This window comes from Marinomonas sp. KMM3893 (genome assembly GCF_004352855.1).
GTDB classification, from domain to species: domain Bacteria; phylum Pseudomonadota; class Gammaproteobacteria; order Pseudomonadales; family Marinomonadaceae; genus Marinomonas; species Marinomonas arenicola.
Genome location: NZ_SJSC01000003.1, coordinates 173,846 through 191,075, shown reverse-complemented (window position 1 = coordinate 191,075; position 17,230 = coordinate 173,846). Strand labels below are relative to the sequence as shown.

Here is a 17,230-nt window from a genome sequence, read left to right as displayed (position 1 = left end):
CATTAGAAAAGGGGCTGCGCGCAATTAATGGTTCAACGCTAGTCAAGCCATGGCGGCCGGTGATCAAGCGCCCTGTTTGGCCGCAAATTTACGCATAAAGTCAGCCAGTTTTTGGGCCTCTTCTACGGTCACGCCGTTGTATAAGCTGGCTCTTAGGTAGTCGCCCACCCCAAACGGCGTTAAGGTGCGTAATCCAACCATGCCCTTTTCCCAACTGGCGATCAGAAAAGCATTGGTTGCCTCTTCATCACCGCCTTTAATATTAAAAGGCACATTCATTCGACTGCGTAACGCTTTGTTTTCTATCGGTGTGCCATAGAAGCCGTTTGAACTGTCAATCACATCATAAATCGCTGCCGCTTTGGCGATAGAGCGTAATTCTATTTCATACACACCACCTTGGGCTTCGATCCAATCCATAACAAAGCCGACCACTTCAATGTTAAAGGTCGCTGGGGTATTCCATAAGTTTCCAGCCTCGCTGTTGGTGGTGTAATTAAACACGCCAGGACAAAGTGGCGAGGCTTTACCCTCCCCTAGCAAGTCTTTGCGAATCACCGTCATGGTTAACCCTGGATGACCTATGTTCTTAGAAGCACAGGCAAACAACACGCCCACACCGCAACCATGCCAATCAATTGGCTTGGTAGAAAAATCTGAGCTGGCGTCCACCACCAAAGGAATGTGTTTGCGTGAAGCTGGCAGGGTCGGCAAACGATGCAACTCAATACCGTTAACCGTTTCATTGGAGCACAGGTAAACATATTTACTGTTAGGGTCGATGTTTTCCTCAGTCAATTCAGGAAAGCCAATATAGGCACCCGTTTTAGGGTCTCGCCCATCAATGGACTGAACATGGCAATAGCGCTTGGCCTCTTCAGCACCCCGTGCAGACCAAGTACCGTTCACCACATAAGTCGCCACATCGGTTGGCTGATAACAAAGGTTTAATGGCAGGGCTGCAAACTGCCCATGGCCACCACCATGAGTAAAAAGCACTTCATAATCATCCGGTATTTCCATCACTTCTCTGGCTTTCGTCACCGCGTGATCCAGTATCTCTAAAAACTCAGGAGCACGGTGCGACAAGGCCAGCGAGGTCAATCCAGGTTGATTAAATAAACCGGCAATCCTCTCTTCCACAGCCTTTGGCAAAGACGTAGGACCTGGACTAAAGTTAATCACTTCGCTGTGAGGCGCCGTCGAGTTAAGCGAACCAAGAAGCGCTGGATGGCTATCTGTATTCATGCAATTTCACCTTTCACAAACAAGTCATAATCGACGTCTTAGCAAGGCGTCAATCCTAGATATGGCAGCATCGCCGAAATAAAAGCAGCAGGCTTTCAGAAAAGAAGCAAGGAAACAGTGACGCTTCACTTCCCTCTATCGGCAATCAGAGTACGACCATGCCTATTGATTGCTTAGTACCAACATCAACTTTCGTTGGCACCAAAAAGAAGAAGATTTAGAGCGCCGTTAACAGGCTAAAAGAAGGCAAAAAAGAACACATAAAGAAGCGACTAAAACGTCGGGAACTGGACGTTAAAGCCTTTTAGGGAAGAGCTTTCTAAGTAGCGAGAGAAGTAATCGACAAAATCCTGATCAACCACTTCTTTCTTTATTAAGCTGGCGTTTCGAATGTACAAGCGGCCATTTTTTTGGATGGCGATGGCCTGATGAGTGATGTTCATATTGGTGCCGATCCACTGTTTTACCGAATAGTCAGGTCGCACCATGCTAATGACACTGCCAGTGGGGATACGATTTAATAAATCGTAATTGATCGTTGAATTAGCCAAATGTTGCTGGATCATCAACTCACGCAAGGCGGATTTTTTGGCTTTCGCGCTAAGCGCTGTGTTTGCTTGTAATTGCTCCCGTTGATGCGCTTGCTGGGCTAACTCATCACTCGACAATTGTTTTTTCTGAAACACCGCCGTCAGAGGAACATAAGGGGTCGTTACTGCTTCAGGCGCAAACTTTTCACCCTCTTTTCGTAACGCCGAAAGACGCTTTTGTTTCGCCTCGGGGGACAATTCAAGCCCTTGGATTCGGCTTATCGACATGCGCTGATACCAGGCTTTCTTATCAATAACCGTGTGCGCAAACTTAGTCGTCGCGCCGCCAATTTCCTGTGTCAGATCGGTTAACATCCAGCGGTTATTAGGCAGCCAATCGGCGCTTGGGAAATGATTACGAGTAACAAATGAGACTTGCCCATTTTTATAGCGGATTTTTTCTAGATTGGGCAAAAACTCATCCACAGATTGAGACAGTGCGCCAGCCAATACCGCTTCTACATAGGTTGTGCAATCAAACACATCAAAACGGCTTAACGGGTCTTGATCGTAACGCCCTTGCGCACCTTCCCCTAAATTGCCATCCACATAGGGCGCACCAAGCAGCACCTGACTGAGGCGCGCAATTTTTTGTGCCGTCGGTATGGCCGCTGCCGCATTACTTTCTATGACATGGTTAAACTCAGTCTGACGGTTTTGAGGCGTCAAACCAGCATGACTTTGCGCGCTCACCGAGGCCGCTACCAAAAGTAGCCAGCCACAACCGATGTTAATACTTCGCTTTTTCAACAAACTCTCACCAACATAGAATGGAATCCATTAAGCCTATCGTAAAACGCAGCCGATGAAAGCAGGCTTTACATTTTTCTGGCAATCGGAAGCCTCAATTGACGCCCCCTATCTTGACCATAAAACTCGCCCACAAGAGGGGGCATTTGTCATGGTTTAGGCAATAAAAAAGCCGATCAAATGATCCGCTTTTTGGTGTTCTTCTCTTTTGGCTTCTGATTACAAAACGCCTAGTGGTTTATTGCTTTGGCTGCCAAGGATCAAGATGTGCTTTGCGCATTTTGTCTTTCTCGGCGGCCGATGCCCCCCAGTTGCCATCGTAAACCTTTCCTTCCCAGTCACCATAGGTCGGGTTAGGAAGCATAATAAATTTCGTACCAAACAAGGCTTTATTTTTTTCTACTGCCGCGTAACTTTCCGTTAAGCTTTTGGTTTTAAAGGCGCTAGAAAAATCATTAAGATTATCGCCCATAAACAAAGCAATGTCGTATTTCTCTGCCACTTTAAGACGACGTGCTTCTTTATCACTGGTGGTGGTTCTAAGCATCAAATGGGCATCGTCCACATCCGGAAAACCCAATTCCGCGAGGTTTTTACGCGTGCCTTCCAAACCCACCATTTTACGGTTGGTAATATAGAAAACCTCCGCGCCCTTGTTCGCCGCATAGTTCAAAAACTCAACCGCACCAGGTAGCGCCTTGGCTTCAGCGGCGTTCATCCATTCGCCCCATGTTTTGCCTGAATAACCTTCATTTCTGCCCACCAACCAAGCTTCATACGGGCTGTTATCTATAATGGTTTCGTCGGCATCCACCACAATGGCGATTTTTTTATCGCCTTTGTGGGTACTCGCGAAATGATCAAAACGCATTTGCGCTAAATTAAAAGCCTGATAAGACAAGGCCTTAAATTCAGCAGAGGCCTGCATCCATAAGTTGGCCATGACCAACTGCTCATTTAAATTCTGGGTAGTATAAGGCGTCTCATCGGCCCAAGCCGGTAAGGACACACTCCCCGCCAACAAAGCCGTCGACACCACCAATGTACGTAATTTAGCAGAAAACATCTTCTCACTCCCTTAAGTGAATAGCCTAAAAAAGATTTATACAGTAAACCAACAGAGCCTTTCTAACGCGTCATTAGCCGTTATCATTACAAGATTTTAACCAGAAGGTCAAAAAAAACATCTCCCGCTATTGGCCTTGCCCAAACATGCGTCGCATCCGCAGACGAAGCACGATTAAGTGCCTGATGGTTAACATCAACAGAGGCCCCTTGTGGTGAAATACAGCAAGGAATTAATGAAGTTCAATCCCTTTCAAACGTAGGTTCCAGCGCCCTTTATGGCTTCTTTCACAAGCCTCTTCCGAGTCAAAACTCACAGACTGACGGCTGTTTTTAATGACGAGATTCGCCCCTTTTAATTCATCTTCAATACACTGATAAAAGAGCACGTCACCCTGTGTCGATAATAACTCAGCCACGTCGGCTTCTTTCTCAAACACACAAACAATCTTAAGCGACTGTGGGTAGCGATTAAAATCCACCACATGCGTCAGCCACACAAAGCCCTCTACCTCACCGAGTAGATGATCACAAACCTTGGTGAGCGCTTCTCTTAGTGCCTTGTCTAGTTTCTTATCCGACTTTTTCATTTACCACCCAATCAAGGCATTTGCCGACTTGAAAATATGCATTTAAATCAACTAATTACTTTTATATCTTAGCCACTATTCTATTACTCACCTCTCCGAAAGAACAGTTACGCTCGCGAGTAAAACCCTCTTTATGCGCCTGTTTGGTGCCTCTTTCAGTCAATGCTTAAGCGGCGACACAGCCATCAATGAAAGACAAAGAGGTGTGTTTTGTTGATCGACGTTATAATGACATTCTATTGCGTTATTCAGACCAGATTTTTCTCTTAAAATGGCTTATTATTCGCACTCCGGCTCACCATGGCCTCACTCATTCAAGACCTATTTTTTTCTATGATTAGACTTTCGAATATCCAGCTACCTTTGGATCATAATGACACCGCTATAGAACAAGCCATCTTGTCCACATTGGGCATCACAGCAGATCAACTTGTTCGCTTCTCTATTTTTCGCCGCGGCTATGACGCCAGAAAGAAAGCTTCTATTCTTTTGATCTATACCCTAGATGTGGAAACTCGGATTGATCAAGCCTTGCTGACTCAATTTGCAGACCATCAACAAATCAAAGAGACACCAGACCTTAATTACCATCCTGTTGCTCAAGCGCCTGCCACCCTCACTGAACGCCCTATCGTGATTGGCTTTGGTCCTTGTGGATTACTAGCAGGCTTAGTGCTCGCTCAAATGGGTTATAAACCTATTATCTTAGAGCGCGGTAAAGAAGTTCGCGAACGCACCAAAGACACCTTTGGTTTTTGGCGCAAAAAAATCCTTAACACCGAATCCAACGTGCAATTTGGTGAAGGCGGCGCAGGTACCTTTTCAGACGGTAAGCTTTATAGCCAAGTAAAAGACCCAAAACAGTACAGCCGAAAAGTACTCAATGAATTTGTCGCCGCTGGCGCCCCAGACGAGATCCTTTATGTCAGTAAACCGCATATTGGTACCTTTAAACTGGTCGCCATGGTTGAGAAAATGCGCGCTCAAATTATTGAGTTAGGCGGCGAAATTCGCTTCAGCGCTCGAGTCGATGACATTCATATCGAAGACAACCAAATCACTGGTGTCACACTCGCCGATGGCGAACGCCTCAATGCCAAACACATTGCGCTGGCAATTGGTCACAGTGCTCGTGACACCTTTGAAATGCTTCATGAAAAAGGCGTTTACATTGAAGCCAAACCTTTCTCTGTTGGGTTTCGAATCGAGCATGAACAAAGTGCCATCGATAAAGCCCGTTTTGGCCCTAATGCGGGCAACGAAATTCTGGGTGCGGCGGATTACAAGTTGGTTCATCACTGTAAAAATGGCCGTTCTGTTTACAGTTTTTGTATGTGTCCAGGCGGCACTGTCGTTGCGGCCACGTCAGAAGAGAACCGCGTTGTTACCAATGGTATGAGTCAGTACTCGCGTAATGAACGTAACGCCAACAGCGCTGTGGTTGTGGGTATTGACCCATCTGATTACCCAGGTGGGCCACTGGCTGGCATAGAGTTCCAACGCAAATTAGAAAGCCATGCGTTTGTCATGGGCGGCAGCAACTACGATGCCCCCGCTCAAACCGTCGGAGCGTTTTTGAAAAACCAAACACCAGAGGAACTGGGCACTGTCGAGCCTTCGTTTAAACCTGGCATCAAGCTTACCAACCTAGCCGACGCCTTGCCTGATTTTTGCATCGAAGCCATTCGCGAAGCGATTCCAGCCTTCAATAAAAAAATCAACGGCTTTGCCTTTGAAGATGCTTTATTAACCGGGGTAGAAACCCGTACTTCTGCACCGATCAACATCAAGCGAGATGACAGTTTCCAAAGCATCAGTACCAAAGGTCTGTATCCAGCCGGAGAAGGCGCAGGGTACGCCGGTGGCATTATGTCTGCCGCCATTGATGGCATTAAAATCGCCGAAGCGATGGCGTTGAGCATCAATCAAGCGGAAAAATAATCGCGTTTCACGTCACTCCAGAAGCGCCCGCTTCTGGAGATCGTTTTGCTGCTATCCATCTGTATCCAACACATAAGCCTAATTGATAGACATAAAAAAACGCGCTTTAGAAACCATCCAAGAAAGTTGGATTTATTTCTAAACAGCGCGTTTTTTTATACGACAACGATTATTTCAACAGGTTATCGATACTGTACTAAGTCATTACAAAGGCTGCCCATCGTATTTACTAACCAAACAATCTTGGCCTTTTTGCTTCAGCATATTACAAAAATCGACACTATAAGCACGGTCCAAGAATGGCCCTACTTTTAGCTGATACATGGTGCGTCCATTGATGGATTTCTCATTCACATGAGGCACTAAATTAACATAAGTATCAGGAGATCCGTTGCTCAATACCTGCCAACCACGTGCGGCTTCACCACGACTGCCATAAGCGGCCAACTGAACACCGTAGCTTTTATCTTGGGAATGAGAGGCAGATTGAACCGCAACCGGTGTCACGACATTTTGTTGCGTGTTGTTGTAGTTTGGCTGAACCGGAGCTGGCGCCGTGTTCACCGCAGGTGCGGCCGTTACAGCAGGTGCAACGTTGGCAACCGCCATTGGCGCGCCATCCGCAGTATCCATATCATTTGATGCCGCTGGCGAAACAATAGACTGACCAGTATTGCCAGCGTTAGATTTCTTAAGTTCGGCAATTTCCGCTTCTAATTGATCAACACGATCAAGCTTCGTTTGCATGTCTTGCAACTCAGTATCGTGTGTCTTCACTTTGTCTTGAAGGTCTTGATAAGTCATAAAGGTATTTTTACCTTCAAACACAGAACAAGCACTGAGCGACAAAGCCACAGACACCAACAAGAGTTTTTTTATTATACCCATTTATCCAATCCTCCGTGTACAGCAATAAAATAGAGCTCAGCTAACCGTTAAGTAACCAGCTTTGTCCCCATAACAGTAATGCGTATCTTGACGCCTTACCAACAAAAACGAAAGGTAAAAAATACCTTATTGGCGTATGAAATACACCTGCAATCAAGGAAATAGCATCACCAATGATGGGTAACCACGTAAATAACAGGGTCCAGCTTCCATATCGATTAAAAAAACGCTCTGCTCTTACGCGATTTTTAACGCTCACCGGAAACCACTTGCTGCCCTCATAACGAACAAGGTAACGCCCTAAATACCAATTTGTCAGTGCCCCTAATGTATTTCCCGTACTGGCCCAAAACCATAACCAAACCACCGCTAAGCTAGCGTCACTGGCGTAATAGAGCAACAGCCCTTCGGAGCCTAGAGGCAACACAGTCGCGGATAAGAATGACACTGTAAAAACAATAAGATAATTCAACAAAGACTCTAAATGCCATCATCAAGGAAAGTCGTTAAGTCTACCTTGTTTCTCGCTAAAAAAGAGCCTTCTTAAAATGCGGTATTACAAAACCAGCAAAGCGGTTTTCTAAATCTCTGTTTTGAAAAGCTCAAAAAGATGCGCAAAGCCCGACTGATTCCTTTTTCTGTGATCTAGATCAATGTTTTAGATTCGAGTTATGCGCATCGCGACCGTAGAATAAGGAAGATATTTTCTAGGGAAAAGCCTATGTTAAACCGGATTAATAACATCAAAATACGTTATAAGCTATGGGCAATTATCGGTCTTATGTCGATCGGCACAACGGCCTTGATTCTCGTGTCATTAGGCACTCTTTTCCAAAGTAGCATTCACGATAGAGAAAGCCATACACAAGATGTACTGAGTATTGCGCACTCTATTATTTTGCCGATTTATCAGGCTCAACAAGCCGAAAAAATAACCGCACAGCAAGCCAGAGAACAGGCAATGCTCGCCCTATCTCACATTCGCTACGGGGATCAACAAGGCCTCTGGGTTCTCGACAGCAACCATGCACAGCTGATCGCCGCCGATAATTATGCCGGTAAATCTGCGCCTAGCTCCCTTATCTCTGCCTTTTCGAATGCTCAGCCGACCCTAAGCAAAGACAAGCGTTCTGTGCGAACTTTTCGCTTTGACTATCAAGGAAGTGATAAGCAAACCCACCGAGTGATCGCCAGCGCCTATGTTTATGCCCCATGGCAACTCACCTTGGTGGCGACTGAGTCAATGGACACCGTATGGGAAATGTTCCTCAACGCCATTATCAATTACGCCATTTTAGTGGGCGTGCTTACCGTGGTCGTCGGCGGCACAGCGCTCTACATCATTCACTTAGTGACGGCGCGCATCACCAGCCTGTGTAACACCATGAGCGCGGTGAAAAAATCGGGCGATTTAACACGCCGTGTGGAATTTAATGGTCATGATGAAATGGGCGAAATGGCCGCCGCCTTCAACAGCATGATGGGCGACTTTCAATCCATTGTCGGCAAGGTCAGCAACTCCAGTGAAACCCTAGATAACATTGTCGGCCAAACCAATCATTCCACACAAAAAACCGTTTCCAGCGTAACGGTACAGCTCAATGATACCGAGCAAGCAGCGTCACTTATGCAAGACGTTCTCATGGCGGTAGAAGCCACCTTAGCCATGGCAGAACAAGCCAGCCAAACAGCCCAACAACTAGGCCAGCACTCAAAACAAGGCTTAGGGGTCATGGACAAAGCACAGCAAGAGATCCAACAGCTTTCTTCAGAAGTGGGCAATGCGACTAAGCAAGTGCATCAACTAAGAGCCGATGTGACCAACATCAATGAGCGCTTAAGTATTATTTCGGAAGTCGCCGATCAAACCAATTTATTGGCGCTCAATGCGGCGATAGAAGCGGCAAGAGCGGGCGAGCAAGGTCGTGGCTTTGCCGTGGTCGCAGACGAAGTGCGACAATTGGCACAGCGCTCTCAATTGGCCGCCACCGAAATCGGCACACTCATCGACGAGCTGACCCAGCAAACGCTGGTTTCAGTGCGGGTCATGGAAACAGCGCAAAATACCGCCAATGAAGGGGCCGAAAAAACCGCAGAAGCGAGTCAGGCATTTACCGACATCGCCAACGGCGTATTATCCATCTCTGATCTCAACAGCCAGATAACAGAAGCCGCCAACCGTCAGCACCATTCGTCTAACACGGTGAACGCCACGTTAGAAAAAATTGCGCAAGTGTGCGAAACCACCACCGTAAATTCTCACGACATTCAAACGTCTGTGGAAAATTTACAAGAATGCGCGACACAATTACGTGGTCTGGTGAAACAGTTTCGTATCTAGGTCGCAAAGCGCTCTGTTTGCTTGTTATTAGAGCCACAGAGCGCTTTGCCAAGCCAAATTGGGCACTAATCTTGCTTTGTTTTTATCAACCTAAGCAACTGAACTGAGAGCAAAACCCTGATTAATTCACGGCCATCCTCAATCAGGGTAACAACATAGAAGAATAGAGAAGAAGTTATTTTACTACTTTATCTTCATCGCCAGTCACCATATGCTTAGAGAAGAGAAAGGACGGTCCTGTTTCTTTCAGACCTCCATTATTGTTTCACGCCATGCATTACACACCATGGCAGTTTTAAAGCGTTTTCGCTTCCGAGGCATCGACATATGGCGTTTGATACACAAGAAAAGCTGGATTCTCTTTACCAACACATTCAAGCGGTCATCCTTACTCGACAACACCCAGTGACTGGCTTATTTCCGGCCAGCACCAGCATTAACAATCACGGCAACTACACGGATGCGTGGGTACGAGATAATGTCTACAGTATTCAAGCAGTGTGGGCATTACACCTCGCCTATAAGCGGGCTTCAAACCCCGATAAACGCGCCCATGAATTAGAACACGCCTGCATTAAAATGATGCGCGGTTTGCTGTTCGCAATGATGCGCCAATCCCACAAAGTAGAAGCCTTTAAACACAGCCTTGACCCCAAGGACGCATTACACGCCAAGTACGATACCAAGACAGGGTTAGAAGCCGTCGCGGACGACGCTTGGGGACACTTGCAAATTGATGCCACCAGCTTTTATCTACTGATGTTGGCACAAATGACCAAAGCGGGCAGCAAGATCATCTTCTCTCGCGATGAAGCCAATTTTATTCAAAACCTTATTTACTACATCTCTCGCACTTATCGCACACCAGATTATGGCATTTGGGAGCGAGGCAATAAGGTCAACAATGGCAAAGCCGAAATTAACGCCAGCTCCGTTGGCATGGCAAAAGCCGCGATGGAAGCCCTAGACGGTTTAAACCTCTTTGGCGAAGACGGACCAGAATGGTCAGTTATCCATTCGTTTGCCGACGCGGTCGCGCGTGCTGGGTCTGTTTTACAATCGTTGCTGCCAAAAGAGTCTCGCTCTAAAGAAGTCGATAGCGCACTGCTCAGCATCATCAGTTTCCCCGCGTTTGCCGTCAACGATGAAAAACTGGCAAGGCGCACACGACAAGAGATCCTCGATAAACTTGGCGGTGAATACGGCTGCAAACGTTTTCTATTGGACGGTCACCAGTCTGTTCTAGAAGACCAAAGCCGCATTTATTACGAGTACAATGAGTTGATCAATTTCGAGCACATTGAATCGGAATGGCCGCTTTTCTTTACCTATTTATACATTGACCGATTGTTTGCTCGTGACTGGGAAAGCGCTAACTTTTACCGCTATAAACTCGAAGGATTGATGATCGAAAAAGACGGGCAAATGCTGCTTCCTGAGCTGTATTATGTGCCAGAAGAAAACATCCTAGCGGAAAAAGAAAACCCAGGTTCCCAAGCGCGCGTACCGAATGACAACCTTCCTCTCGTGTGGGCTCAGAGCTTGTATTTGGTTGGAAAAATGCTCGATGACGAGCTTATTAAAACCGATGATCTCGACCCCTTAGGGCTGCATAAAATCCAGTACCGCCCAAATAAAGTCACAACCTCTATGGTGATTTTGGCACAGAACAACGCCGTCAAAGAAAAACTACTCGCGGCTGGCTGTTTATGCCAAACGGTAGAAGAAATCGCGCCATTAAAAGCCATTAGTGCCAAACAATTGGTCGAGACCTATCAACACCTTGGCGTGTCATCAAGCTTAGGGTTAACTGGCCGCCCTGATCGCGCATTAAACAGCTTAGCGACGTCTCAGCCTTTCCATATTAATGAGGATAATTACCTTTGTTTGTCGTGGATTCAGAACGAAGACAAAGACTACCGAAAAATTGACCCAGCCTTATTCCAAACACACATTCGCAATGAACTCAGCATTATTGCACAACACTGGTATTACCCAGCGAATGCGGTTTTTACCATTCTCATTGATGATGCTCTGAGTGAAATGCTGGGCGCAGATGAATTATTTGAGTTTATTCGTCAGCTGCAAAAACGCGAACTAGAAGAGTTTCGAGTCATCCCACAATCGGCGAAAAACGCGTTCAAATCTGGGAGTCGTAGAACCATTACCATCACCTCCCCTGAACGCTACGAGCTTGGCACCACCTTGCCCGTTCATCAAGCGCCTTGGCAACTTGCGACACAACCGCAGGACTACGACAGCAGCAAGATGCACACCATAGACACAGAGCAATTATTGACTCGCTTAAACGAGCGCCCTTCTCTTGAGGAAGCCATTGATTGCTTGATTGAACTCGGTGCTAGGCGCGCGCTGATGAATACCGTACCTGACTCAACCCCTGCGGTCACCGCTTACAAAGTGCTGAAATCTGTGTACACCCAAGCGCTCTTAAGTGGCAACTGGAAAGCGTCTCGCTTGTTATTTTCTTTGATGCTGAAACCTTCTACGGATCTGGCAACCTATATCGCAGACATTACGGTGCGTCAGCGACTATTGGTGCTTGGCGAAAACCCAGAAGACGAAACCAACATCTCCTTACCGTTGCATCAAGATGACATTTTGGCTTTACTAAAATCCACCTCATCTTCTTCTCTTAGCATGGTGCTTAGCTATGAGCTGATCGCCATTGCCGGTACGCTGATTAAAGTGCATCCAGACTATTTCGCCGGCGTAAGAACCCTACGAATCCACAGTTTGGCGATGCTTTGTGCGCGCCACTTTGACCCAGAAGAGAGTGCACCTGTCTTTGAAACCCTGTCCCATGTGTCGCCGAACGAACTCTATAATGTGCTCACCGACGTTCTGCAACAAAAACACATTGAATTCACTCAGGTTGCTAATAATGTCCGCTACCACCACAATGTGGATGCCAATGATATGAAAATGAAGGATGTGGATTGGTTTGACTGGCGAGAAGAGCAAGGAATGATCACTAAACTGCCCGAGTCGATGCTACAGCAATTATGGGAAAGTCTGCATCATGTGGACTCCATTGTGTTTGGCGATGTTCAGAGCAACACCACGCTCGATTGCAAACAAACACTCAGTTCCATGACACCGGGTGAAGATACTTTTGCGGTGCTCATCGAGTCATTAACCTTCGACATTCACCCTAGCTGGTATAAGAGTTTAATTTTTGAAGGCCTGTACGCCTACATTCAATTTTGCCAGCAACATAAAAACTGTCGATTTGAACACGAAATCAATTTGCCTGTTTTGGTCTCTCATGCAGCGCTCGATCATGCCAAACAGTACCGAGTGGACCACCCTAAAGACAATTTAGCAGAAGCAGCCTTAGATGAATTCGCGCAATTGACACTCAGTAAGGTTAATCAATATTTACGCTGGGCGGTCAGCAAACTACACAGCCGTCAACACCAAATACAATCTGATAAAAAACACTAAACCCTGGTTGGAGAAGTGAATGGATCTGCTTAAAAATGTTCTTATTAATGATGTTTTGAACGCGCGTTGTGCCGACCCATTTGGTTGCTTAGGCTTACATCAAGAAGACAATAAAAAAGGACTTTCTCTCACTGTGTGGCGCCCAGGCGCCACCGCAATCAGTGTGTTAGAAATCAGTAATGATACGGTATTGGGTGAGATGTCCCTAGTAAGCCAAGAAGGCTTGTTTTATTTGCACCTACCAAAGCAGAAAACACACTTTCATTACCGACTCCAAGTGGCCTATGGCGATGATGTGTTCACCATCGTCGACCCATACCAATTTGCCAGTACCACGTTTTCAGACCCAGAACACCATCAAGCCTGTCTGTACAAAAACCAAGGGGCTATCCAGCTTGGCGCCGAGATAAACGCCACACTGACGATCAATGGCACCCGCTTTGCCGTCTATGCTCCAGCGGCTCGTTCGGTCTCTGTGGTGGGCGATTTTAATGGCTGGGATGGCAGCGCTCATCCGATGTCCAGCAGCGGCGATGGCATCTGGCGTTTGTTCGTGCCTGATGTCAATCATGGGGTACGTTACAAGTATGAGATTCGCGCCAACAATGGTGACTTATTGCCCCATCGTACAGACCCCTACGCACAACGCATTGAGCAATACCCGTCGTTCGCCAGTGTGACCTGCTTCGACCACAAACATCAGTGGCAAGACAGCGCATGGACCACTCGTCCGGTTGAAGACATCTATGAAAAACCAATGAGCATCTATGAGCTGCACCTGGGCTCATGGCGTCGTAAAGCAGACAATAAGCCACTTACCTACTTAGAACTGATTGATGAATTAGTGCCTTACGTCGAAACAATGGGCTACACCCATGTGGAGCTACTGCCCATTACCGAATACCCATTTGATGGGTCTTGGGGCTATCAACCGGTTGGCTTGTATGCGGTAACCTCTCGCTTTGGCACAGCGGAAGAATTCAAAGCCTTGGTGGATGCACTGCACCAAGCAAACATCAGCGTCATCATGGATTGGGTACCGGCGCATTTCCCTGACGATAGCCACGGGTTAGCCAACTTTGATGGATCAAAACAGTACGAATACCCAGACCCGAAAAAAGGCTGGCACCCTGAGTGGAATTCTCTGATTTACGATTTTGGGAAAGAACATGTGGTGAACTACTTAATCAGTAACGCTGTGTACTGGTTAGAAGAGTTCCACATCGATGGCTTACGTGTCGATGCCGTCGCCTCCATGCTCTATCTGGATTACTCCCGTGAAGAGGGCGAATGGATACCGAATAAAGATGGTGGCAATCACAACTATGAAGCGATTGCGTTTTTGCGCCGCTTAAACGAAACCGTCTACCTCAATCACCCTCGCTGCTTTACTGTGGCAGAAGAATCCACCGCCTTCCCTGGCGTCTCTAAACCCACCTATATGGACGGCCTTGGCTTTGGCTTTAAATGGAATATGGGGTGGATGAATGACTCACTTGAGTACATCAAAAAAGACTCAGTACACCGCAAGTATCATCAAGGTGAGCTGACCTTTAGCATGGTATACGCCTACGATGAGCAATTTGTATTGCCGCTTTCTCACGATGAAGTGGTGCATGGTAAAGGCTCTATGATAGAGAAAATGCCCGGCGATCCATGGCAGAAATTCGCTAACTTGCGAGTGTTTACCGCCTATATGTATTTCCACCCGGGTAAGAAACTGAACTTTATGGGCAATGAGTTTGCACAAGGTCGAGAATGGAGTCATGAACGTTCATTGGATTGGCATCTTCTTGATATTAATTACCATCAAGGGCAGCAGGCGCTTAGCCAAGATCTCAACCACTTGTATAAAAATGAGTCTGCGTTGCACCTGGATCATTCAGGCCTTGGCTTTGAGTGGATCAGCTATGACGACAGTGCCAACAGTATTTTGGTCTTTGTTCGCAAAGCGAAAAACAACGCCGAACACGGTGTTGTGATCACCAACTTTACGCCAGTTCCACAAGGCAGTTACCGCATTGGTGTGCCTGAGTCTGGCCGCTATCAAGTGGCGTTTAACACCGACGAAAGCAAATACCAAGGCAGTGATTACCTGCATTATGAAGGCTTAACCAGCGATCATATATACACAACAGAAGCGGTTTCTAGTCATGGTAAGGCACACAGTATCGTGGTGAAAGTACCGCCACTTTCTGCGGTCTTTCTAAAATGGCTCGCCTCTTAATTGATCGGGCTTTTGCAATTCAAAGTGCGCACTATCTAATGAACACAGCGTAGTGACTCGCCCGTTTATAACGGGCGTTTCTTCATCAAGGAGACGTTATGGACACCTATACCGTTAACCACGGTCAGCCTTTTCCATTAGGGGCAAGTGTGACAGACAAAGGCGTTAATTTTGCCGTTACTTCAGAAGACGCCACAGAACTATTGCTTTGCCTTTTTGATGAGCAAGATAATGAGATTGAGCGCCTGCCCTTTATTGCCAAAGAACGGGGAATTTGGCATATGGAAGTGTTGGGGATAACCGAGAATCAGCGTTATGGACTGCGTGCCAAGGGACCTTTCGACCCAAGCCAGCAGCAACTCTTTAATGAGCACAAATTACTGATCGATCCCTACGCGAAAGCACTGAGTGAAAAACTTGTCTGGCATGCCGATCAAGCAGCGCTCACGGTAGAAGGCGACCCTCACCTTACAGATTCCGCCTACTGTGTGCCTAAGTCGATAGTCAAAACCGTTGCGCCAACTTCGCAACGCCCAGCGCGCGTTAACGTAGAGCCTCCACACCGAGCCATTTATGAATTGCATGTGAAAGGTTTTAGTCAGCAACTGCCTATCGATGAAGCATTAAAAGGCACCTATTTAGGCGTCATTTCAGACCCAGGCATCGCCCACCTTCGCGCCTTAGGCATTACCACGATTCAAGTCATGCCCTGCTTTAGTTTTGCCAATGAAAGACACTTACAAGAACTCAATCTGAAAAATTACTGGGGCTATAATCCCATTAGCTTTTTCGCAGTAGAAACCTCTTATGCGCACCAAGACGCCATCGCAGAATTCCAAGCCATGGTAGACGGCTTACGTCATGCGGGTTTTGAGGTCATCCTCGATGTGGTGTATAACCACACCGCCGAAAGTGAGTTAAACCAATCCAGTGTTTGCTATCGCGGCCTGGATAACGCCCATTACTACCGTCATGCAGACGGTGAGTATTTGAATTACACAGGTTGCGGCAACTGCTTTGATACGTATCACTCCGCCTCCATTCGCCTCATCTGTGACAGCATGCGTTATTGGGTAGAGGTCATGGGAGTGGACGGTTTCCGCTTTGATCTTGGGGTCGACATGGGTCGAACAGACCACGACTTTTCCCCTAAAGCGCCCTTGTTACAGGCCATTTTACAAGACCCTATTTTAAGCAACAGCTGCTTAGTCATGGAGCCTTGGGACATAGGACCAGACGGCTATCAGGTCGGACAATTTCCGCGCGGCTTTTTAGAGTGCAACGATCAATACCGTGACACTATCCGACGCTTTTGGCGCGGTGACGAAGGGCTTACCCCTGTTTTCGCCACCCGCTTGATGGGGTCCCGGGATTACTTCCACAAAGGCCGACGCAGCGCCCTGCACTCGGTGAACTATATTACCTATCACGACGGTTACACACTGAATGATCTGGTGTCTTATCACCGCCGTCATAACCTGGCCAATATGGAAAACAACCGTGACGGTCATGGCGACAATATCAGTCAAAATTTCGGTCAGGAAGGCCCAACAGACAACGCCGACATACAAAGTAAACGCCTCAACCAGCAACTTTGTTTTATCGCCACCTTGCTGCTCAGCCAAGGAACGCCTCACTTTCTAGGGGGAGACGAACTGTCTCATAGTCAACAAGGCAACAATAACGCCTACTGTCAGGACAATGAGATAACCTGGTTATCATGGCAAGAAAGCAGCGCTCGAAACGCCTTGCAAGAGGCCATTTCTAGCCTAATGACGATTCGTAAAGCCTACCCTATATTAGCGGAGGTCTACCTTGAGGATGACCCGCTTTATCAGCACCTTGAACCCGATCACATAGAATGGCTCAATCAGTTCAGCCAACCCATGTCTGAACACGACTGGGCAGAAAGCGAACGGGATTATTTGGCTTTAACCCTGACCTCTGCTGATTTATCAAATCGACTTTGGTTGGTCTTCTATCGAGAAGACCATCCGCTCAATGTGCCGCTACCCAGCAATGCAAGCACGCTCGATGTGCTTTACCAAACCCCTGGAATGAGCATTGAGAAGGACACACTTGTTTGTGAGTATAGAGGCGTGCTGCTGGCCAAACTGGTTTAGCC

General features: G+C 47.0%; 11 protein-coding genes. 5 read left to right on the top strand and 6 right to left on the bottom strand.

Annotated elements, in window-relative coordinates; genetic code table 11:
* Positions 1–63: 63 nt before the first annotated feature.
* The 4 genes from serC to E0D71_RS08775 form a co-directional block, all read right to left on the bottom strand.
* Positions 64–1,248 (bottom strand): 3-phosphoserine/phosphohydroxythreonine transaminase, encoded by a 1,185-nt coding sequence (serC, locus tag E0D71_RS08790; protein ID WP_133002934.1) that lies wholly within the window; start codon positions 1,246–1,248, stop codon positions 64–66.
* Positions 1,249–1,520: 272 nt separating this feature from the next.
* A complete protein-coding gene (locus tag E0D71_RS08785; protein WP_133002933.1) occupies positions 1,521–2,588 on the bottom strand; it encodes an N-acetylmuramoyl-L-alanine amidase-like domain-containing protein in 1,068 nt (355 codons plus the stop codon).
* 238 nt (positions 2,589–2,826) lie between these two features.
* Positions 2,827–3,654: a 5'-nucleotidase, lipoprotein e(P4) family gene (locus tag E0D71_RS08780; RefSeq protein WP_133002932.1), complete on the bottom strand. Its 828-nt coding sequence runs from the start codon at positions 3,652–3,654 to the stop codon at positions 2,827–2,829.
* Between the two features lie 232 nt (positions 3,655–3,886).
* Positions 3,887–4,243 (bottom strand): Fis family transcriptional regulator, encoded by a 357-nt coding sequence (locus E0D71_RS08775; RefSeq protein WP_133002931.1) that lies wholly within the window; start codon positions 4,241–4,243, stop codon positions 3,887–3,889.
* Between the two features lie 333 nt (positions 4,244–4,576).
* On the opposite strand from E0D71_RS08775, the gene E0D71_RS08770 reads away from it, so the two are divergent.
* Complete coding sequence (locus E0D71_RS08770) at positions 4,577–6,184, top strand: NAD(P)/FAD-dependent oxidoreductase (RefSeq protein WP_133002930.1); 1,608 nt, start codon at positions 4,577–4,579, stop codon at positions 6,182–6,184.
* Positions 6,185–6,388: 204 nt separating this feature from the next.
* On the opposite strand, the gene E0D71_RS08765 is transcribed toward E0D71_RS08770, so the two are convergent.
* Together E0D71_RS08765 and E0D71_RS08760 are read right to left on the bottom strand one after the other, a co-directional pair.
* Positions 6,389–7,072, bottom strand: a complete 684-nt coding sequence (locus E0D71_RS08765; RefSeq protein WP_133002929.1) for an SPOR domain-containing protein — start codon at positions 7,070–7,072, stop codon at positions 6,389–6,391.
* A gap of 40 nt (positions 7,073–7,112) precedes the next feature.
* Complete coding sequence (locus tag E0D71_RS08760; protein WP_243711998.1) at positions 7,113–7,544, bottom strand: YqaA family protein; 432 nt, start codon at positions 7,542–7,544, stop codon at positions 7,113–7,115.
* Positions 7,545–7,793: 249 nt separating this feature from the next.
* Here E0D71_RS08760 and E0D71_RS08755 point away from each other — a divergent pair, with 249 nt between their 5' ends.
* From E0D71_RS08755 to glgX, 4 genes are all read left to right on the top strand, one after another.
* The gene (locus E0D71_RS08755; RefSeq protein ID WP_133002927.1) at positions 7,794–9,413 is read left to right on the top strand and encodes a methyl-accepting chemotaxis protein; all 1,620 of its coding nucleotides are present in this window, start codon (positions 7,794–7,796) and stop codon (positions 9,411–9,413) included.
* 327 nt (positions 9,414–9,740) lie between these two features.
* On the top strand, positions 9,741–12,878 hold the full coding sequence (locus E0D71_RS08750) for a glycoside hydrolase family 15 protein (protein WP_133002926.1): 3,138 nt from the start codon (positions 9,741–9,743) through the stop codon (positions 12,876–12,878).
* A 19-nt stretch (positions 12,879–12,897) separates the two neighbouring features.
* Positions 12,898–15,105 (top strand): 1,4-alpha-glucan branching protein GlgB, encoded by a 2,208-nt coding sequence (gene glgB, locus E0D71_RS08745; protein WP_133002925.1) that lies wholly within the window; start codon positions 12,898–12,900, stop codon positions 15,103–15,105.
* 98 nt (positions 15,106–15,203) lie between these two features.
* A complete protein-coding gene (gene glgX, locus E0D71_RS08740; protein ID WP_133002924.1) occupies positions 15,204–17,228 on the top strand; it encodes a glycogen debranching protein GlgX in 2,025 nt (674 codons plus the stop codon).
* Positions 17,229–17,230: the final 2 nt, after the last annotated feature.